Raw genomic sequence first — 18,914 nt, forward strand, 5'->3', positions numbered from 1 at the left:
CCATGCTTGAAGGTATCTTGATCGGCCTGTCCGCGGCCTTTTCCATTCAAAACATTCTGGTCGTTATCGCTGGGTGCCTGATTGGCACTTTCGTCGGCATGCTTCCCGGCCTTGGACCGATGTCGATCATCGCGATCATGATCCCGGTGGCGATCACGCTCGGAGATCCGGCCGCGGCCCTCATCTTGCTCGCCGGTGTCTATTACGGCGCGATCTTCGGGGGGTCGACGTCCTCGATCCTGCTGAACGCGCCCGGTGTTGCCGGAACGGTCGCGACGTCGTTCGACGGCTATCCGATGGCCCGCAAGGGGCAGGCCGGCAAAGCCTTGACCATTGCGGCCGTCGCCAGTTTTTCCGGGGGCGTGATCGGTGCGATCCTGTTGATGGTTTTCGCGCCCGCCCTGTCGTCGGTTGCGCTCCTGTTCCACTCGGCGGAGTATTTTGCGCTGATGGTGGTCGGCCTGTCCGCCATCGCCGCGTTCGCCGGCACCGGCCAGGTGGCCAAGGCGCTGATGATGACGGTTCTGGGTCTCATCCTGGCGACCGTGGGCGAGGGTGCCCTGTTCAACATGCCGCGCTTCACCCTCGGCATGATGGATCTGCAATCGGGAATCTCGTTCATCACACTTGCCATGGCCATGTTTGCCTTGCCCGAAGCGCTCTTCCTTGTGTTGAATCCGGCGCGCGGATCGGCCGCGCAGAGCGGCGGCGCTGGCAAGATCACCGGTTTGCGTTTCTCCAGGGCTGAAGCGAAGGCGATGGCCCCGGTGATTGGGCGGCAGTCGGTGCAGGGGTTTTTCATCGGCGTTCTGCCGGGTGCGGGCGCAACCATTGCCTCGTTTCTCGGCTATGCCGTGGAACGGAACATCGCCAAGGGCGAGGATCAGGCGGAGTTCGGGAAAGGCTCGGTCAAGGGCCTCGCCGCGCCGGAAACAGCCAACAACGCGGCCTGCACGGGTTCGTTCGTCCCGCTCCTGACGCTCGGCATTCCCGGGTCGGGAACGACCGCCATCCTGCTCGGGGCCCTGATCGCGCTCAACGTGACGCCGGGGCCGCGCCTGATGACCGATACCCCGGAGGTTTTCTGGACCGTGATCATTTCGATGTTCATCGGGAACCTGGTGTTGCTGGTGCTCAATCTGCCCCTGATCCCCTATATCGCGAAAGTGTTGGCGATCCCGCGGAACTATCTGATCCCGTTCATTCTCTTCTTCACCTTGATGGGCGCCTATATCGGGCAGAACAACGCGACAGAACTCCTTATTCTGGTCGGGTTCGGCGTGGTCGCGACAATCCTCAGATTCGCGGATTATCCCTTGGCACCGCTTTTGATCGGGTTCATCCTCGGAACAATGCTCGAAGACAATTTCGCCCGTTCCATGCAACTCTACCAGGGGCTTGATTTCATTATCGAGCGGCCGATGACCCTCGCGCTGCTGGTTCTTGCGGCACTTCTGGTTCTGCTGCCGAGCTATCGCGCCCGGCGGGCCCGGAAGCGGGCCGAAGGGGTGGCCGATGGGGACTGAGCCGCAAGAGCGGCCGGGCGCGGGCACCCGTCCCCTTGCGGGGATCCGCGTCCTGGATCTGACGAACGTTCTGGCCGGGCCCTTCGCCTGTCATCAGCTTGCGCATCTTGGTGCGGAAGTGATCAAGGTCGAGACGGTCGGGCGGGGGGATCTGGCCCGCAATCTGGGGTCGGACCCCGAACTCTCCCGCAAAGGCATGGGGATCAGTTTTCTGGCCCAGAACGCCGGCAAGAAATCGATCACACTCAACTTGAAGGATCCCCGAGGCAAGGACGTTCTGAAGCGGCTGGTCCGGCAGGCGGATGTTCTGGTCGAAAATTTCCGGCCGGGCGTGATGGATCGGTTGGAACTGGGCTATGAGCGCCTGCGTTCGGAGGCGCCTCACCTGATTTATTGTGCGATATCCGGGTTCGGCCAGGATGGGCCTTGGGCCCACCGTCCGGCCTATGATCAGATTGTGCAAGGCGCTTCCGGCGTCATGTCGATCACTGGCGATGCCGGGTCCGCGCCTTTGCGGGTCGGCTATCCGCTCGCCGACACGGTGGGCGGCTTGACGGCGGCCATGGCGATCTGCGCGGCCTTGAACGCGGGCAAGCGCGGCGCATTCATCGATGTGTCCATGCTGGAGTCCGTTCTGGCAACCATGGGCTGGGTCGTCTCCAATTACTTGATCGGCGGGCAAACCCCGCAGCCACAAGGCAATGAAAATCCGACATCGGCGCCCTCCGGCACCTTTCAATGCGCCGATGCGCCGATCAATATCGCCGCGAACAAGGATGAACAATGGGTTGTTCTTGCCCGTCATCTGGACCGGGCCGACCTGATCGACAATCCCGATTTCGCAACCCGGGAAGACCGGAAGACGAACAGGCTGCGTCTCAAGGCGGAATTGGAAACCGCCTTGACCCGCCGGCCGGCGCGCGATTGGGCCAGGGAACTCAACAGGCTGGGGGTTCCGGCGGGCGCGGTGTTGAGCGTTCCGGAGGTGCTCTCCCATCCTCAGGTGGTCGGCCGGAATTTTCTGGGTCATTTCGAAGAAACGGGGGACGTCGGCCGGCCCATCGATGTGGTGCGCATTGGCGCTATGATCGGCGGCGAGCGGCCTTCGGTGGACACAGCGCCGCCGTCTCTGGGCGCGCATACCGACGAGATCCTGGAACAGCTTGGATATTGCGCGTCCGAAATCGGGGCGTTGCGGGCGGAGGGCGTCATTTGAGCGGAACAAACGACGTTTCGGACTGGTGGCGGACATCGATCATCGACATGGAGCCGGGCAGGATCTCCTTGCGCGGCCATGCCGTTCAGGACCTGATTGGAACGACGGGATTTGCCGAGATGATCTGGTTGATGGTGACCGGAGACAGGATTTCCGGCCCGCGCGCCAAACTCTTCGAGGCGGCTTTGGTCGCGGCGGTCGACCACGGACCGCAAGCTCCGTCCATCGCAGCGGCGCGGATGGCTGCGACTTGCGGCATCGGGCTCCAGTCCGCCATGGCGACAGGTTTGAACATGCTGGGCGACGTCCACGGAGGGGCGGGCGAACAGGCGGTCGAGCTTTATCGCCGGATCGATGGCGCAGGGCACGATGGGCTTGTCGCCACATTGGACGCCTGGCGGCAGCATCATGGAAAATTTGTCCCCGGCTTCGGGCACCGGTTCCACAAACCGGTCGATCCGCGCGCGCCGCGATTGCTGGCCCTGGTAGGGGAAGCGGCCGGGCAGGGGGCTGTCTCCGGACGGTTCGCGGAAATAGGCCGGGCCATCGAAAGCCGATTGGCCGAGGAACGGGGAAAGCCGGTTCCCATGAATATCGACGGCGCGACTGCGGTGATCTATGCCGAACTGGGGTGCCCGGCCCCTTTGGCCCGCGGTTTCTTCGGCCTGTCCCGGTCTGTCGGGATCCTCGCCCATGCCTGGGAACAAACCGAGCAGGGCGGGCGGAACAAGGGGCCAACCCCGCCCGGATACCGTTGGACCTATGACGGCGGCTAGGATCACGCTCCAGGAGAGCGTGCCGACCCTTTTGATCGGGGCGGGCGGAGCGCTGCTGTTCTGGCTCATCGGCTTTCCCGCCGCGATCCTGACAGGTCCGGCGGCGGCCGTGTCCTTGGCCTCGGTTCTGGGGTTTCGCAGCCATATTCCCGGCCGGGTGCGGGACGCGGTCTTTCTGGTGATCGGGGTCTCGATCGGCAGCACGGTCACGCCGGAAGTGATCGAAACTGCGCTGGCCTGGCCCCTGTCGCTTGGCGTGTTCATGATCACGCTGGTGGTGACGATCCTTGTGGTCCGGGTCATGTTGCGCCGGGTGTTCGCCTTTGATCCCATGACGGCCCTGTTGTGTGCGGCGCCTGGGCATTTGAGCTATGTGATGGGGCTGTCCGTCGACATGAAGGTCGATGTCACCCGCGTTGCCCTCGTGCAGTCCGTTCGTGTCTTGCTGTTGACCCTTCTGGTGCCGGTCATCCTCGTCTTCTGGGGAGCGGAGGGGACCGCGTATATGCGGACCTATGGCATGATCGGGGTCGGACCGGCCGTCGCCGTTTTCGGTCTGGCGTTGGTTCTTGGGCTTGTGTTCAAGCGCCTGTCCGTGCCCGCGCCGCTTCTGCTGGGAGCGATGACCGTCTCGGCTATTGGCCATGGCTCGGATCTGACCCCCGGTTCATTGCCGGACTGGCTCACCGTCGCTGCCTTTGTGGTGATGGGCAGTCTGATCGGGACCCGGTTTCGCGGGCTCACCCGAGCCCAGCTGTTCGGGGCTCTGGGCGCCGGGGTCGCGACCACGCTGGTCGCCTGTTTATTGGCGGCGGCCGGCGCCTTGATCGCGGGCCGTATTGTCGATATGCCGCCTGCGGCCTTGTTGCTGGCCTTTGCCCCCGGAGGCGTGGAGGTCATGGCGGCACTGGCCGTGGAGACCGGGCTTGAACCGGCTTTTGTCGCTGCCTGTCACGTTTTCCGCCTGGCTCTTCTGAGTATTCTGCTGCCGCTTTTCCTGGTGGATCTGAAACGGCGGCGCCGGCCTTGAGTTACGGATGGGCCGAACAGGCGAAACACTATTTCGAATTTATGTATTAACACCTATTCATAATTGCGTTAGTTCTGCTTTTGGGCACATATTATATCCGGGCCAGGAGGGGTCCGTTAAAAAATGCCCGGGAGGAAACATGACTATTCGTAGAATCGCGCTTGCCGTGACGGCAAGCCTTGCCATGACGGCGTCGTCCGGCGCTCAAGAAGTATTCGAAATGACATCCGCATTTGGCCGCAATCTCCCGATCCTGGGGACCGGCGCGGTCAAATTCGCGGAAAAGATCAATGCCATCTCCGAAGAAGTGGAGTTCGAGCAATTCGATCCGGGCGAGTTGGTTCCGGCCCTTGAAGCGCTCGATGCCGTCTCCAACGGATCCGTGGACGCCGCTTATACGACGGCCGGCTATTGGCAAGGCAAACTGCCGGCCGCCGCGCTCTTTTCAGCCGTTCCGTTCGGACCCGAGACCGGCGAGATTCTAGGTTGGATGATGTATGATGACGGACGGGAACTCTATCAGCGTCTGTATGATGAAGGCGGGTTCAACGTCCATGTTATCCCGTGCGGTGTCACCGCGCCGGAAACCTCCGGCTGGTTCAAGAACGAAATCAACACCGTTGAGGATCTTCAGGGTCTGAACATGCGGTTCTTCGGCCTTGGAGCCGAGGTCATGCAACGGCTCGGCGTGTCGACAAGCCTTCTGGCAGGCGGCGACATTTTCCCGGCGCTTGAGCGTGGCGCGATTGATGCGACGGAGTTTTCCATGCCGGTCGTGGATGCGCGTCTCGGTTTTTACAATATCGCCAAGTACAACTACTTCCCCGGTTGGCACCAGCCGGCCACGATCTACGAATTGCTGATCAACAAGGACCGGTGGAACGATCTTTCCGAACGCGCCCAGATGCAGATCGAGATCGCCTGCATGGCCAACCTGACGGACAACTATGCCGAGGGCGAAGCCACCAACTATGCCGCCATGGTGGATAACGTTCAGAACAACGGCGTCACGATCAAGCAATGGTCGCCGGAAGTGCTGAACAAGCTGGAAGAGACCTGGACCGAAGTGGCCCTGGAACTGGCCGCTGAAGATGCATTCTTCAAAGAGGTTTGGGACGACCTTCAGGAATATCGCGCCAACTACAAGGTATGGGGCGATAACATCTATCTGCCGCGCCCGCGGAATTAACCGACAGCCATAGTAGGGTCCGGCATTGCCGGGCCATTGACTCTGGCGCCGGGGCGTTTTCGCCCCGGCTGTTCGCGGGGCGCCGTCTGGCGTCCCGTTTCATGGGCCAGGGGAGCCACGATGGATAAGCCCGAAGAAGTCATTTCGCCCGACGGCAGCGTCGCGATCACCGACCCCGGTGCAGTTGGACGGCAGGAACACAACAGCGGTGACCGGCTTGTGGTGCGGATCTCCAACGTGGTCGCGTGGATCTTTCCGATCCTGATGCTCGCCATCTGCGCCCAGGTGGTGTTGCGCAGTGCGGGGATGAACCAGGCCTGGCTGGATGACTTCCAGTGGTGGCTCTATGGCGTGGCTGTTCTGGTCGGGATCGCCTATGCCGTGACCACCGATAGCCATGTCCGGGTCGATATCCTGTTCGAGCATTTTTCGCAGGAAAAGAAACTCCGGACGAATATCTTTGCCTTGATGTGGCTGTTTCTGCCGTTTGTGATCCTGTGCTGGGACGTGACGTTTCACTATGCCATGACCTCGATCGAGGCCGACGAAGGGTCTGACAGCCCGAACGGGCTGCACAATCTTTGGATACTGAAAAGCTTGATGAACGTGTCCTTCATTCTGATCGGGATCGCAACCTGGGCGATCTACCTGCGTTTTCTTTCCAAATTGACCCGCCCGGTGCTTTGGAAACAGCTTCTCTACGCGTTTCCCTCCACGATGTTTCTGGTCAATCTCGCCGTCTACTATGCAATCTGGTGGGGGGTATGGCTGACAAGCCCTGCCGGCACGGACGTCCGGGAAGTCGGGCGCCACGTGTTGTTCGACGAGGTCGAACTGGGGAACTACGACATCAAGTACACGATCATGATCACGTTGATCGCGACCCTGGCCGTCATCGTGGCGACCCGGGCTTTTGACCGCAAGCGGACCGCGTGAGGATTGAGCAATGTTGGGATTTGTCGGTCAATACCTCACCATGAACGAAATCGCCGTGATGGCGATGTTCGCGACCTTCATCTGGATGCTGTTCCGCGGCATTCCTGTTGCCATGGCCCTGGTGGGCGTGAGCCTCGTCTTCGTTTTGTTGGCGGAGTTTCTGCTCGATCCGAACCGGTCGTTCTTCCGTGGCATCATCGAGTTTGACCGCACCGGGATCAACTACCAACGTCTGCAGGCGCTGTCGGGCCGGCTGTTCGGCAACATCGTCAAGAACCCGGTTCTGGTTGCGTTGCCCATGTTCATTTTCATGGGATTGATGCTGGATCAGTCGGGTGTTGCGCAGCGGATGATGCACGCCATGCAAAAGCTGTTCGGCGGGCTGCGCGGCGGATTGTCCCTGACCGTGCTGCTGATCGGCATCATCCTGGCGGCCTCGACCGGCGTGATCGGCGCATCCGTCACCCTCTTGGGCGTGATGGCCCTGCCGGCGATGATGAAGCAGAACTATTCCAAACCGATTGCGACGGGAACGATCGCGTCGGCGGGTACGCTGGGGATCCTCATCCCGCCATCCATCATGCTGGTCATCATGTCGGACCAGCTGGCCATCAGCCTCGGCGATCTGTTCATGGGCGCGCTGTTTCCGGGCCTCATCCTTGGTGCGCTTTATATCGTCTTCATCATCATCTACGGCCTGATCAATCCAAAGGCGATGCCCGCGCCTGAAAAGGCCGAGGAAATCACGTGGCAGGACATCCGTGATGTCTTGCTCGCCGTTGTCCCGCCGCTGTTGCTGATCCTGCTTGTGCTTGGATCGATCTTCGCCGGGTTCGCAACGCCCACCGAAGCCTCAGGCCTCGGCGCGCTGGGGGCAACTCTGCTCGCCTTGGCAAACGGCCGGTTGAACCTCAAGGTCTTGGCGGATGTCAGCCGCTCCACCTTGAACACAGCCGGGTATATCGTCGGGATCTTTCTGGCCGCCAACTTCTTCGCGTTTGTCCTGCGGCGCTATGGCGGCGACGAGATCGTGCAAAACCTCGTTTTGTCCGTGTTCGAAGATCCCTACATGACGGTTGCCTTCATCCTGTTCATCGTGTTCCTGCTGGGTTTTCTCCTCGACTGGATCGAGATCACGATCATTATCATGCCGCTCATGCTGCCGATCATCCTGGCCCTTGAACTGGCCATTCCCGGCTTCGATCAGGTGCGGGACCCGTCGGTGGTATGGTTTGCCATCCTGGTCGCGGTGACGCTGCAAACGTCGTTTCTCACGCCCCCGGTCGGGTTTGCGTTGTTCTATCTCAAGGGTGTTTGCCCGCCGGGCGTGACGCTTGGGCATATCTATCGGGGCGTTGTGCCTTTCGTCATGCTGCAGTTGCTGGGGCTGCTGATTGTCTTCCAGTTTCCCGCGTTGACGACATGGCTGCCGTCAGTCGCCTATGGCAATTAGCGGGGAAGCATGAGCGCAGACATATTGACTTTGAGCGCGATTGAGTTGAGAGACCGGCTCGCCGCAGGACAACTCACCGCACAGGCTGTGACCCGGGCCTGCATCGCCCGGGTCGAGGCCCGCGACCCGGAGGTCCGCGCCTTTTCGTGGTTCGATCCGCAAGCGGCGCTCGCCCAGGCCGAGCGGCTTGATGCCCTGAAGGCGTCCGGTGCACCGCTTGGACCGCTGCACGGCCTGCCGGTCGGGGTGAAGGACATCATCGATACCGAAGGAATTCCGACAGAGAACGGATGCCCGGTGGATGCCGGACGCGTCCCGGTCCGCGACGCGGCGGTCGTCCGGCGGCTAAAGCGTGCTGGCGCTGTCATGTTCGGCAAGACAGTCACAACCGAACTCGCCTTTCTGCACCCCAACGTCACCCGCAATCCGAACAATCTGGACCATACACCCGGCGGCTCGTCGTCGGGGTCGGCCGCCGCGGTTGCCGATGGCATGGTGCCGCTTGCCATTGGAACGCAGACGGGTGGATCGGTGATCCGCCCGGCCTCCTTTTGCGGCATTACCGGCTACAAGCCGTCTTTCGGCGCGATCTGCAAAGAGGGAGTGCTCGTGCAGTCCCACAGTCTCGACACGCTCGGGACCTTCGCGCGCGATCCGGCCGGTGCGGCGCTCCTGGCGGATGTTCTGTTCGATCCTACGGAAGGCGAGGGCGGGGAAGCGGGCTGCCGGCTGGAAACGGCGGCTTCCAGCCCGTCGGACCGGGCTCCGGTTCTCGGTTTCGTGAAGCTACCGGGATGGGAGCGGGCCGATTCGGCGCTGCATGGCGCGTTTGACGCGCTTGTTGAAAGAATTGGTGGCCAGGTGGTCCATTTGTCCCTGCCTGACGTGTTCGGCGATGCTGCGGCACATCGCGCGGTGATCAATGCGGCCGAAATGGGATACCACCTCAAGCGCTATCTTGACGAGGGGGCGGCGCATCTCGGTCTTGCGACCCGCACCGCCATTGCCGAGGGGCTCGAAGTGCCGGCAGTAGATTACCTCGCGGCCAAGGCCATTCAGGCCAAGATGCCAGAGGCGCTCGTGCCGCTGTTTGCCCAGTGTGACGCCATTTTGTGCCCTGCCGCACCGGGACCTGCACCGGTGAGCCTGACCTCGACCGGCGATTCAATCTTCAACGGTCTGTGGACCATGGCTGGCACGCCCGCGATCACTTTGCCGCTGCTGAAAGCGGAAAACGGCTTGCCCATGGGCGTTCAACTCGTTGGGGCGGTTGGCCGCGATGCGGACCTGTTGGCGGCTGCGGGCTGGCTTTGGTCGAAGCTGAAGACCGGTTGACGGGCGTGGGAGCCCGCTAGTTAGCCCGCCGCGCGCGCCACGCGCTTTTCCTGGTTCCTCTTTGCAAAACAGCGCACAAGGCTTATGTCATCGGTATTCTACGATGTAACGGGTGCGCGTCCTGCCGCGTTCGCCCCTTCTGCCCACTATATTTCCAGGAGAATTCCGCTCATGAGCGAGACCTCGTACACGCCGCCGAAAGTCTGGACCTGGGAACAGCCGAGCGGCGGCCAGTTCGCCAGCATCAACCGCCCGGTCTCCGGCGCCACCCATGAAAAGGACCTGCCTGTCGGACAGCATCCGCTGCAGCTCTACTCCCTGGCCACCCCTAATGGCGTGAAGGTCACGGTGATGCTTGAGGAGTTGCTCGAGCGCGGTTTCGAGGGTGCCGAGTATGATGCCTGGTTGATCCGGATACAGGAAGGCGACCAGTTTTCGAGCGGCTTTGTTGGGGCCAATCCGAATTCGAAAATTCCAGTTCTTGTCGATCGCAGCGGCGAAAAGCCGGTCCGGGTGTTCGAATCCGCGTCCATCCTGTTGCATCTGGCTGAAAAATTCGGGGTTTTTCTGGCCAATGGCGGGCCTGCGCGGACCGAGACGCTGAACTGGCTGTTCTGGCAAATGGGCTCGGCACCCTATGTTGGCGGCGGCTTTGGGCATTTCTATGCCTATGCACCCGAAAAGTTCCAGTATCCGATTGATCGGTTCACGATGGAAACCAAACGCCAGCTTGACGTGTTGGACAAAACGTTGGCCGAACGCCCCTTCATAGCCGGTGATGAATACACCATTGCCGATATGGCGATTTGGCCCTGGTACGGCGGTCTTGTGCTCGGGCGTCTTTACAACGCGGCCGAGTTCCTGTCCGTCCAGGATTACACGCATGTCATGGCCTGGGCCGAAAAGATCGATGCCCGTCCGGCGGTTATTCGCGGTCGAAAGGTCAACAAAACCTGGGGTGAAGAGCACGAGCAGGTGCCCGAGCGCCACAGCGCTTCCGACCTTGATTCCGCGCTGTCCGTGGCCAAGGCGGGCTGATAATCCTGGCGCGGCCGTGGTCGCCGCTGCCGCGCGGTCCTTTGACGGGAGCGGTGGCAGGTTCGGCGACTGGCGCGGGGGCTGGTTCGGTGGTTGGCGCGTTGCCTGCGGCGCGCCCCGTTCCGCCTGTATCCGTGTCCGGCCCATGCGCTGACAGGGCAAGGCCACAAAAACCCGTGGGTATCGAACACTTTACCCGGCAAAACCTATGGTGAGCGAGCCGTCTCGGGTATCGTGAAGGGCAGTCTTCAACGGGCTGTCGGGCCGGACCGGTGCATGTGCGTTCTTATGCACCGAAGGGTTGGGCGGGTCCAGTGTCGCTGCATCCTCAGCCTCCGGCTGGAGCGTAACGCCCCGCGCCTTCGAGGGGCTCCGGCATCAAGTCCACGGCGGGCCATGAAATCGATTGCGATCATACCAGCGCGCGGCGGCAGTGTTCGGGTTCCGGGCAAGAATCTGGCGCTGTTCAGCGGCAAACCGGCGCTGGCTATCGTGTTGGAAACCGTTCGGCTCTCAGGTGTTTTCGAGAGCGTTCTTGTCAGCAGTGACGATGCCGAAATCCTGGATGCCGCCCGCAGGACCGGGGCCGAGCCGGTCACCCGCCCAGCGCATCTGGCGGATAACATCACGCCTATCCTGCCTGTGGTCCAGCATGCTTTGGAAGCCTGGAAGGGGAATGCCGATGCCGTGTGCATGGTGGTGCCCACCGCAGTGTTCATCGAGCAACGGGACCTGATCCGTGCGGGCGAGCTGTTGAGCACCGAGCCCGAGCTTGATTATGTAATTGGCGTCAAACGCTTCGAGTCCGCCCCCCAGAGGGCCTTGTCGATGACGCCGGACGGGCATGTTGGGATGGAGAACCGGGCGGCCGTCGACACCCGGTCTCAAGATCTGGCACCCTTGTTCCACGATGCGGGGATGTTCAGCTTTGGCCGGGTGGCTGCCTGGCGGCGCGGCGTCCATTCCTTTCTCGCCCGCACCAAGGGCGTTGAAATCGAACGCTATCGCGCGATCGACATCGACACCCCGGAGGATCTGGAATTTGCGCGCGCGGTTTACCACTGGCGAAAGCAGATGCCATGACCGACGTGCTGCTCCGCTGCGATTTTTCCCCGGCATCCGGGCTCGGTCATCTCAAGCGCTGCGTGGTGTTGGCCGGAGAACTCGCGTCACGGGGTCTGAAATCCTTGATCCTGGTGGATCATGATGCCCCGGACCCGGCCGTTTTCCTCAAAGGCGATGTGGCGATCGAACGGATCCCCGAGGCGCTGAGCGCTCCCGACGAGGCGGATCTTTTTTCGCGCCGTGTTTCAACGGATCAAATCCGCTGTGTCGTCTGTGACAGCTACACCCGGCTGCCCTTCATGGAACAGGCGCTCGGGGATCGGGTGCCACTGGTGTGTTTTGACGATCTTGGCCAGGCTGCGGCATCGGCGCTGGTGATCAACTACACGCCCGGCGCGCGGCCACCGCATGCCCTGAAGCCATCGTCGCGGTTCCTTGGCGGGCCGGCCTATTTCGTCACGGATGTGGCACGCGCCGACCGCGCCTCGTTGGTTTCGGCGGAAAAGCCAAGACTACTGGCGCATAGCGGTGCATCCGGAAGGTTTGACCACCGGGCGGGCGTTTACCGGAGTATTCAACGGGCGGCCATCGCCAACGACGTCTCGACCGATTGGCTGTGCCCAACCGCTGAAAGCCGGTCTTGGGTTTCGGGCAACATCGAGTTGCGGCGGGGGGATCGCCTCATTGACTGGTCCCGCGACGGCGGATCGGTCTTCGGCCGGTATGACTATGTGGCCGGGCCGAGCAGCACCTCCCTTTATGAAACGCTGATGCAGGGCGCAATCCCTATTTCCTTCGTTTTGTCAGGCACGCAAACGGATGCGAAACCGGCCTGGGCTCGATTGGGCCATCTGCTTCATCTGGACATGGCCGATCTTCAAGAACCGGATGCAATTGAACGGACAATTGCCCTCGCCGTAGCCCAGCGTTCCGCTCTGCTTGAAGTCCTGCAGGAGGGGGCCGCTGTCCTGGATGGACAAGGCGCCGCGCGGATCGCCGGCGAGATTGTGGTTCTGACGACGGGTGCCCCCGGGAAGGACAGCCGCCTGGAGATCCTTGAAGATCCTCCGGTTGACCTGATCCGGTCTTGCGGTCCCGGCGACGCTCCGGCGTGGTGGCAGGCTCGCACTGCGCCGCTGGTCCGCGCCCTTTCGACCCATCCTGACCATCGGATTTCCTGGCCGGAACATGTGAACTGGTGGCTCTCCGAGCCTGCGGGCCGTTTCGCGATCCTCCACCCCGACGGCAGCTACGCGGCCTTTTTCTGGCACAAGGAGCGTTGGATCGGCGATACGCCATATCTCTATGGCGGCTGGTTTCCCGCCTCGGACCGGCCGATTTTCGCAGAGGTGATCCGGCTGCTGGAATGGCAACTCGAGCATTGCGCGGCGCATTTTCCGGGCCACCGCTGGGTGGCGACCATCGATCGCGGCAACCGCGCGGTTCTGGCCTTGAACCGGCGCATGGGCTTCACCGAGGCCGGACCGGAGGCGCGGGCTGCCGCGCGCGTTCTGTTTCCCGGTACAAATGACAGATTCGAAATCCTGGAGCGCTGTGCATGAGACCACTCACCATCGGGTTCATTGGCGGCGGAGAGACTTCCGCGGTGGGCAAAACACATCTCGCAGCGGCTCGGATGGACGGGCACTGGCGGGTGGGACCGGCCATGTTCTCCCATCTCGAGGAGGAAAACCGGGCGTCCCATGCCTTTTATGGACTGGAGTTCAGTCGCCACTACGCGAGCCTGAAGGAGTTCCTCGATGCGGAGCGCACAAAGTTCGACTTGGTCGCCCTGCTGACACCATCGCCCGATCACGCCGACCAGCTTCTCACCCTGATTGAGGCTGGCGTTCCCACGCTGGTGGAAAAGCCGATTGCCTGCACCCCCGCGGAAGCGGACCGGATCGAAACGGCCCTTGCGGGGTCACCACAAGCCTATGTCCGTTTCGTTCACAACTATTCCGCCTATCCGATGGTGCGCGAACTCATGCTGCGCCGGTGGGAGGGCGCCATCGGGGAGGTTCGCGACATACGGATCAGCGTTCCGTCCGATGTTTTCGCCCGTGAAGCCCTGATCGGTCCGCCCCAGCCCTGGCGCCAGGCGGATCCCGAAATCCCGATGCTTCTGCTGGATCTGGGCACACATGCCTATCACTTGGAACGCTGTATCCTGCCACCCAGCCCGGCCCGGGTAGCGGCGCGCATGCGGCGGACGGCGAACAGCTTTGGCGTCGTGGATGCCGCAGAGATCTGGGTCGATCGGGCCGATGGGGTGGGCGTCAGCTATTGGCTGTCCAAATCGCATCTCGGTTTCAAGAATGGTTTGACCATCGAGGTCTATGGCAAGGACGGCGCTCTGCGATGGGTTCAGGAGGATCCAGACCACTTCGTGGTGTCGGACATGCAGTCGGCCCGCAAGCTGGTGACCCGCGGCGAGATCCGGCCCGACCTGGCAAGCGGCGACCGGTTCAAGGCCGGGCATCCCACCGGTTTTGTTGAAGCATTCGGCTATTTCTACCGCGATCTTGCCGAAGATTTCCGGGCGTTCCAAAAGGGTGAGGACGGCGTGTCGTGGATGAGCGGACCGGATGAGGCGATCGACGGTATCCGCTTCCTCAATGCGGCCTCGGCGGCCGAGCGCACATCAACCTGGGTATCGCTATGACCGATCTCGTCAGACTGTTTGATTCCGATGTCCCAAGCCTGCCGCATATTTGCGCGGAAATGAGCGGCAACCATCAAGGCGACCTCGGCAAGGCGTTGTCTTTCGTGCGGGCGGCGAAACAAGCCGGGGCCGACAGCCTGAAAGTTCAGGTCTACCGCCCCGATACAATCACGCTGAACAGTGATTTTGAGGACTTCCGGCTTGCGCCGGACAATGACTGGGCCGCTTACAAGACCTTGCACGCCCTTTATGAAAAGGCGCACACGCCCTGGGATTGGATCGCCGCCATGTTCGAAGTGGCGAAGGAGGTTGACCTGCCGATCTTCGCCTCCGCCTTCGACACAACGGCCGTCGACTTTCTTGAAGGTCTCGATTGTCCGGTCTACAAGGTCGCCTCGCCGGAGATCACCGACATCGGATTGATCGAACGGTTTGCTGCTACCGGCAAACCCGTGATTCTGTCGACCGGGCTTGCGGAAGAGGAAGATGTCCGCCGGGCGGTGGCGCCGCTGCAGCACGCCGGCACACCGTTCATCATCCTCAAATGCACCTCGGCCTATCCATCGCCCCATGAGGCGCTGGATCTGGCCGCGATCCCTTATCTGGCGCGGACCTTCAGCTGCCCTGCCGGGTTTTCCGATCATACCAAGGGGGCCGAGGCGGCGATCGTCGCGGCAGCCTTCGGTGCCAGGCTCATCGAAAAGCACTTCAAGCTGCCCGGCGACGACACGTCCGTGGATGCGGCCTTTTCGATGTCGCTTGGTGACTTGCCCGCCTTCAAGCGCTCGGTGCATCTTGCCGCCCAATCCGTGGGCGAGGCGGGCCTGAGAATATCCGAGGCGGCCCGGCCGTCGCTGTCGGGGCGCCGATCGCTCTATGTGGTGCGCGATGTTCGCGCCGGAGAGGTCTTTTCTATTGAAAATGTTCAGTCCAAGCGGCCAAGTTTCGGAATGCCCCCGCGCTTCCTGCCCGATATCCTGGGGCGAACGGCGCGCCGGGACGTGCGGGCCGGCGAACGCATGTCCTGGGACTTGATAGACGGAGGGTCACCAACCGATGACGCATGATGCAATGCTTGCGGAGGCCTTGAGGGCCATCGGCAAGGCTGGTCCGGCCGATCCGGATGCCTGTCTTTACCGGAGCGGCGTGCTGGACAGTTATGACCTCATGCAGCTTTTGCTCGAGATCGAGATGCGCAGCGGTGCACGGCTCGATCTGGCGGCCTTGGTCGAGCGGCCGATTACCCTGGCAGCCCTGGAGGCGGCGGTCGAAACCGCAACGGCCCGCTGACAGCCAACCGGCGTTGCCCAGACACCGATCAGGATTGACGATGATAGACAGATCCCTCTGGCAGCGTTTTGTGGAGATCGCGGACCGCGATCCGAACCGGCCCGCGATCATTGATGTCACCGCGCAGGCGGAATGGACCTACGGGATGGTCCGCGAGCGGGCCGAAGGCGCGGCCGAAATCCTCGCAAGCTGTCAGGAACAATTCATTGTCCAGATTGGCGAACCGGATGGCGCATCCCTGCCTCTGGTGCTTGCGGCGACCTGCGCGGGCAAAACCTTCGTCCCGTTGAGCGACCGTGAGCCACCGGCCCGGCTTGCGCAAATGATCCAGGGGTTCGGCGACAGACTGGTCGTGTGTCCGGATGCCGGCTGTGCCGACGCGCTCGGTCTTGGCCAAGACCGGATCGGCTTGGGTCTTGACGGCCTGATGGCCTGGCGGGTGGCAGATGATGCCGCCGCCTTGGAGGGAACGGACGCGCCCTTCCTGATCACCCACAGCTCCGGCTCGACCGGCCTGCCGAAGGCCATCGCGATTTCGCAGGCCGTGAAACTCAAGCGCAGTCTCCAGTCCATCGAGTTGTTTGGCATCACGCCGGACGACCGCGTGCTCAGTGTCTCTCCGCTTCATCACAGCCTCGGGCAACGGCACCTGTTCGTTTCCTTGCTGAGCGGGGCAGCCCTCATCAAGGCCTATCCCTTTGTCCCGGACCGCTGGATCACGGCCGCGCGAGCCTATCGCAGCACGCTCGCGATCGCGGTGGCGACGCATTTGAAGGTACTTCAGCCCGCACTTTCCGCCGATCCCGGAATCCTCGACAGTTTCCGGGTGATGGTAACAAGCTCGGCTCCCGCCGAAGCGGAATTCAAGACCAAGGTGCTGGATGCAGCCGCTTTTGAATTCTGGGAAATCTACGGCATGACCGAAGCCGCCTGCGTGACAGCCGTGCGCTATCAGAAAGGGCTGGATACCGCGCATCTGGGAACTGCATTGCCGGGTGTGGAGATCCGGATACGGGACGGCGAGATCCAGCTGAAGTCGGCCTACCTTTGCGACGGCTATTTTGGCGCACCCGCCCGGTGGCAGGATGCCTTCACCGAAGACGGCTGGTTCCGCAGCGGTGATCTTGGCCGGATCGATGAGCGAGGCCGGCTCTACTACCTGGGGCGGCAAGGGGAGAGCTTTCAGTCGGCCGGGCTCGTTGTTTTCCCGGCGGAAGTCGAAGCCGGCCTTCAAGGCTGCCGGGATGTGCTGGATTGTGTTGCCTTCGGCGTTCCGAACACGGTCTTTGAAAACCTTGTGGGGCTGGCCTATGTGCCAAGCCACGACGCGGTGACAGACCGCGATATCCTGGCCTTTGCCAGGACCGCACTGCCCAAACACTGCGTCCCGGCGAGGATTTGTCGGTTTGAACGGTTCCCGACCCTGACCAGCGGGAAGCTCGATCGCAAGCAGATCGTTTCGCTCAGCCTTGAAGCGCTTAGGGATCCCGTTGCGCGCGTGGATATTGTGCAATGAAATTGACGGTCATCATGCCGGTTTTCAACGGTGCGCAAACCGTGTCCCGTGCCGTTGCCTCGGTTGGCCGTCTCAGTTCTCTCATGGATGGTGAGTTGCGCATGATCGCGGTCGACGACTGTTCGACCGACGACACCCACCCGATCCTGATGACGCTCAAAGCCCGGCATCCGTTTCTCGAAGTCTTGCGGTTGCCGCGAAACGGGGGGCCGGGCCCCGCCCGAAATCACGCGCTCGATCAGGTATCGGAGGGATGGATCGGGTTCATCGATGCGGATGACGAAATCATCGCCGAACCTTATGCCGATGTCCTGCGGCGCGGCGAACATCTCAATCGCGATTTCATCACCTTCAATGGCTATTTCATCAGTGAAGACACAGTGGCGCGGAAGTACGATTTCGAGCGGATAGCCGACGATCGCCGCCTGATGGCCAAGACCAGCTTGCGGTCCGAGCTGGATGGATCGGTCATCTTCAGCATCTATCACTCAAAGCTCGTCCAAGCCCATGACCTCAGATTCGGCCGCGACTTCTACGAGGATATCGTTTTTTCCAATCTCGGTTTAATCTTGGCTGAGCGACGTTTGATCCTGAATGCATATTGTTACAAGAAGCACTGGAGCGGGATTTCGATTGTCAACACGGTTTCGGAAAGACACATCAAGGGTCTGCTCGGAGCGATCGTGGACCTGCGGAACCGGCTCTTGGAAAAGGGTTTGTACGGTGCGGATCTTTCGGACGACTTCGCCTATGGCGCGCATGGGTTGTCCACTTAACCTTCTTTCCATGCTATTTTTAGGAAGGAGGAACACGCTATGGGTCAATCATCTACGGCTAAGCGGACGGGGTCCCGTGATGCGGTCAGCAAAGTCGCACAGCAGCGGCTGAGCGTTCTGGAACTGGCCGGGGAACTTGGCAATGTAGCTGAGGCGTGCCGGCAGCGGGGAATGGACCGGAGCAGTTTCTATGAATGGAAGCGCCGGTTTCAGACGCAGGGTTTCGAGGGCTTGAAAGACCTGCCGCCGATCCACAAGAGCCACCCGCAGACGACACCGCCGGAGGTGGTGGAGAAGATCAAGGCGCTTGCGCTGGCCCATCCCGCCTACGGCTGCAACCGGCACGAGGCGATGCTGGCACTGGAGGGGGTCCGGGTCTCGGCGATCACCATCCAGAAGATCCTCCATGATCTGGGCCTGGGTACAAAGATCGACCGCTGGCTGGCTCTGGAGGCACAAAATGCCGGGAAAGCCATCGAGATCACCCCGCAACAAGCCACGTTTCTGGAGAAGCTGAACCCGTGTTTCCGGGAGAGGCACGTGGAGAGTTCCGCTCCAGGTGAGCTGCTCTCGGCCGACACGTTCTTCGTGGGCAACCTGAAGGGTGTCGGCAAGGTCTATCTCCACGCGGTGGTCGACACCTTCGGGTCCTACGCCTTTGGCTTCCTGCACGTCTCCAAACAGCCGGAAGCTGCCGTGGCGGTGCTGCACAACGACGTGCTGCCTTTCTACCGCCATCTCGATCTGCCGGTTAAAGCGGTTCTGACGGATAATGGCCGGGAATTTTGCGGCACCGAGCGCCACCCTTACGAACTCTATCTCGACCTCAACGGCATCGAACACCGCCGCACCAAGGTCAAGACGCCGAAAACCAATGGCTTCGTCGAGCGGTTCAACGGGACCGTGCTGGACGAATTCTTCCGCATCAAGATGCGCGAGACCTTCTATGAAACCGTCGAAGCGCTTCAGGCAGATCTCGATGAGTGGCTCGTCCACTACAACACCCAACGCCCGCATCTGGGCTATCGAAACATGGGACGAAGACCAATCGAAACCGTCATGTCATTCGTCAGTCAAGAAGGTTAAGTGGACAGGTAAATAGA

17 protein-coding genes are annotated in these 18,914 nt (G+C 61.6%); all 17 read left to right on the forward strand.

Translation table 11 applies throughout. The annotated features are described in order from the left end of the window. Nucleotides 1-2 precede the first annotated feature (2 nt). The 17 genes from F0184_RS07465 to F0184_RS07540 all read left to right on the forward strand — a co-directional run bounded on the left by F0184_RS07465 (nucleotide 3) and on the right by F0184_RS07540 (nucleotide 18,897). Nucleotides 3-1,526, forward strand: coding sequence for a tripartite tricarboxylate transporter permease (locus F0184_RS07465; RefSeq protein WP_150495560.1), 1,524 nt, complete (start codon nucleotides 3-5; stop codon nucleotides 1,524-1,526). Next, nucleotides 1,516-2,742 (forward strand): CaiB/BaiF CoA transferase family protein, encoded by a 1,227-nt coding sequence (locus F0184_RS07470; RefSeq protein WP_150495561.1) that lies wholly within the window; start codon nucleotides 1,516-1,518, stop codon nucleotides 2,740-2,742. Before F0184_RS07465 ends, F0184_RS07470 begins: the two co-directional genes overlap by 11 nt. Beyond that, a complete protein-coding gene (locus tag F0184_RS07475; protein ID WP_150495562.1) occupies nucleotides 2,739-3,518 on the forward strand; it encodes a citryl-CoA lyase in 780 nt (259 codons plus the stop codon). Before F0184_RS07470 ends, F0184_RS07475 begins: the two co-directional genes overlap by 4 nt. Further along, a complete protein-coding gene (locus tag F0184_RS07480; RefSeq protein ID WP_172972029.1) occupies nucleotides 3,505-4,548 on the forward strand; it encodes an AbrB family transcriptional regulator in 1,044 nt (347 codons plus the stop codon). Before F0184_RS07475 ends, F0184_RS07480 begins: the two co-directional genes overlap by 14 nt. A 139-nt stretch (nucleotides 4,549-4,687) precedes the next feature. Further along, nucleotides 4,688-5,737, forward strand: coding sequence for a TRAP transporter substrate-binding protein (locus F0184_RS07485; RefSeq protein ID WP_150495564.1), 1,050 nt, complete (start codon nucleotides 4,688-4,690; stop codon nucleotides 5,735-5,737). A 120-nt stretch (nucleotides 5,738-5,857) separates the two neighbouring features. Beyond that, complete coding sequence (locus tag F0184_RS07490) at nucleotides 5,858-6,673, forward strand: TRAP transporter small permease subunit (RefSeq protein ID WP_150495565.1); 816 nt, start codon at nucleotides 5,858-5,860, stop codon at nucleotides 6,671-6,673. A 10-nt stretch (nucleotides 6,674-6,683) separates the two neighbouring features. After that, nucleotides 6,684-8,126 (forward strand): TRAP transporter large permease, encoded by a 1,443-nt coding sequence (locus tag F0184_RS07495; RefSeq protein WP_150495566.1) that lies wholly within the window; start codon nucleotides 6,684-6,686, stop codon nucleotides 8,124-8,126. 9 nt (nucleotides 8,127-8,135) lie between these two features. Further along, nucleotides 8,136-9,461 (forward strand): amidase, encoded by a 1,326-nt coding sequence (locus F0184_RS07500; RefSeq protein ID WP_150495567.1) that lies wholly within the window; start codon nucleotides 8,136-8,138, stop codon nucleotides 9,459-9,461. Nucleotides 9,462-9,632: 171 nt separating this feature from the next. Continuing rightward, nucleotides 9,633-10,499: a glutathione-dependent disulfide-bond oxidoreductase gene (gene yghU / locus F0184_RS07505; RefSeq protein ID WP_150495568.1), complete on the forward strand. Its 867-nt coding sequence runs from the start codon at nucleotides 9,633-9,635 to the stop codon at nucleotides 10,497-10,499. A gap of 396 nt (nucleotides 10,500-10,895) precedes the next feature. Then, nucleotides 10,896-11,582: a pseudaminic acid cytidylyltransferase gene (gene pseF / locus F0184_RS07510; protein WP_172972030.1), complete on the forward strand. Its 687-nt coding sequence runs from the start codon at nucleotides 10,896-10,898 to the stop codon at nucleotides 11,580-11,582. Next, a complete protein-coding gene (locus F0184_RS07515) occupies nucleotides 11,579-13,126 on the forward strand; it encodes a hypothetical protein (RefSeq protein WP_150495570.1) in 1,548 nt (515 codons plus the stop codon). The genes pseF and F0184_RS07515 overlap by 4 nt, the downstream gene beginning before the upstream one ends. Continuing rightward, complete coding sequence (locus F0184_RS07520; protein WP_150495571.1) at nucleotides 13,123-14,229, forward strand: Gfo/Idh/MocA family protein; 1,107 nt, start codon at nucleotides 13,123-13,125, stop codon at nucleotides 14,227-14,229. The genes F0184_RS07515 and F0184_RS07520 overlap by 4 nt, the downstream gene beginning before the upstream one ends. Beyond that, nucleotides 14,226-15,296 carry a pseudaminic acid synthase gene (pseI, locus tag F0184_RS07525; protein WP_150495572.1) on the forward strand — a complete coding sequence of 357 codons (1,071 nt, stop codon included), beginning with the start codon at nucleotides 14,226-14,228 and terminating at the stop codon, nucleotides 15,294-15,296. Before F0184_RS07520 ends, pseI begins: the two co-directional genes overlap by 4 nt. Further along, nucleotides 15,286-15,519, forward strand: a complete 234-nt coding sequence (locus F0184_RS20510; protein WP_172972031.1) for an acyl carrier protein — start codon at nucleotides 15,286-15,288, stop codon at nucleotides 15,517-15,519. The genes pseI and F0184_RS20510 overlap by 11 nt, the downstream gene beginning before the upstream one ends. Before the next feature lie 40 nt (nucleotides 15,520-15,559). Continuing rightward, nucleotides 15,560-17,035: a class I adenylate-forming enzyme family protein gene (locus F0184_RS07530; RefSeq protein WP_172972032.1), complete on the forward strand. Its 1,476-nt coding sequence runs from the start codon at nucleotides 15,560-15,562 to the stop codon at nucleotides 17,033-17,035. Then, a complete protein-coding gene (locus tag F0184_RS07535; protein ID WP_150495574.1) occupies nucleotides 17,032-17,811 on the forward strand; it encodes a glycosyltransferase family 2 protein in 780 nt (259 codons plus the stop codon). The genes F0184_RS07530 and F0184_RS07535 overlap by 4 nt, the downstream gene beginning before the upstream one ends. Before the next feature lie 39 nt (nucleotides 17,812-17,850). After that, nucleotides 17,851-18,897 carry an IS481 family transposase gene (locus F0184_RS07540; RefSeq protein WP_150495575.1) on the forward strand — a complete coding sequence of 349 codons (1,047 nt, stop codon included), beginning with the start codon at nucleotides 17,851-17,853 and terminating at the stop codon, nucleotides 18,895-18,897. Nucleotides 18,898-18,914 lie beyond the last annotated feature (17 nt).

It is taken from the genome of Roseibium aquae (assembly GCF_008711285.1).
GTDB lineage: Bacteria > Pseudomonadota > Alphaproteobacteria > Rhizobiales > Stappiaceae > Roseibium > Roseibium aquae.

Coding starts and splice junctions, on each gene's coding strand:
- F0184_RS07465 (WP_150495560.1), top strand. CDS start 3: ATGCTTGAAGGTATCTTGATCGGCCTGTCCGCGGCCTTTTCCATTCAA.
- F0184_RS07470 (WP_150495561.1), top strand. CDS start 1,516: ATGGGGACTGAGCCGCAAGAGCGGCCGGGCGCGGGCACCCGTCCCCTT.
- F0184_RS07480 (WP_172972029.1), top strand. CDS start 3,505: ATGACGGCGGCTAGGATCACGCTCCAGGAGAGCGTGCCGACCCTTTTG.
- F0184_RS07485 (WP_150495564.1), top strand. CDS start 4,688: ATGACTATTCGTAGAATCGCGCTTGCCGTGACGGCAAGCCTTGCCATG.
- F0184_RS07490 (WP_150495565.1), top strand. CDS start 5,858: ATGGATAAGCCCGAAGAAGTCATTTCGCCCGACGGCAGCGTCGCGATC.
- F0184_RS07495 (WP_150495566.1), top strand. CDS start 6,684: ATGTTGGGATTTGTCGGTCAATACCTCACCATGAACGAAATCGCCGTG.
- F0184_RS07500 (WP_150495567.1), top strand. CDS start 8,136: ATGAGCGCAGACATATTGACTTTGAGCGCGATTGAGTTGAGAGACCGG.
- yghU (WP_150495568.1), top strand. CDS start 9,633: ATGAGCGAGACCTCGTACACGCCGCCGAAAGTCTGGACCTGGGAACAG.
- pseF (WP_172972030.1), top strand. CDS start 10,896: ATGAAATCGATTGCGATCATACCAGCGCGCGGCGGCAGTGTTCGGGTT.
- F0184_RS07515 (WP_150495570.1), top strand. CDS start 11,579: ATGACCGACGTGCTGCTCCGCTGCGATTTTTCCCCGGCATCCGGGCTC.
- F0184_RS07520 (WP_150495571.1), top strand. CDS start 13,123: ATGAGACCACTCACCATCGGGTTCATTGGCGGCGGAGAGACTTCCGCG.
- pseI (WP_150495572.1), top strand. CDS start 14,226: ATGACCGATCTCGTCAGACTGTTTGATTCCGATGTCCCAAGCCTGCCG.
- F0184_RS20510 (WP_172972031.1), top strand. CDS start 15,286: ATGACGCATGATGCAATGCTTGCGGAGGCCTTGAGGGCCATCGGCAAG.
- F0184_RS07530 (WP_172972032.1), top strand. CDS start 15,560: ATGATAGACAGATCCCTCTGGCAGCGTTTTGTGGAGATCGCGGACCGC.
- F0184_RS07535 (WP_150495574.1), top strand. CDS start 17,032: ATGAAATTGACGGTCATCATGCCGGTTTTCAACGGTGCGCAAACCGTG.
- F0184_RS07540 (WP_150495575.1), top strand. CDS start 17,851: ATGGGTCAATCATCTACGGCTAAGCGGACGGGGTCCCGTGATGCGGTC.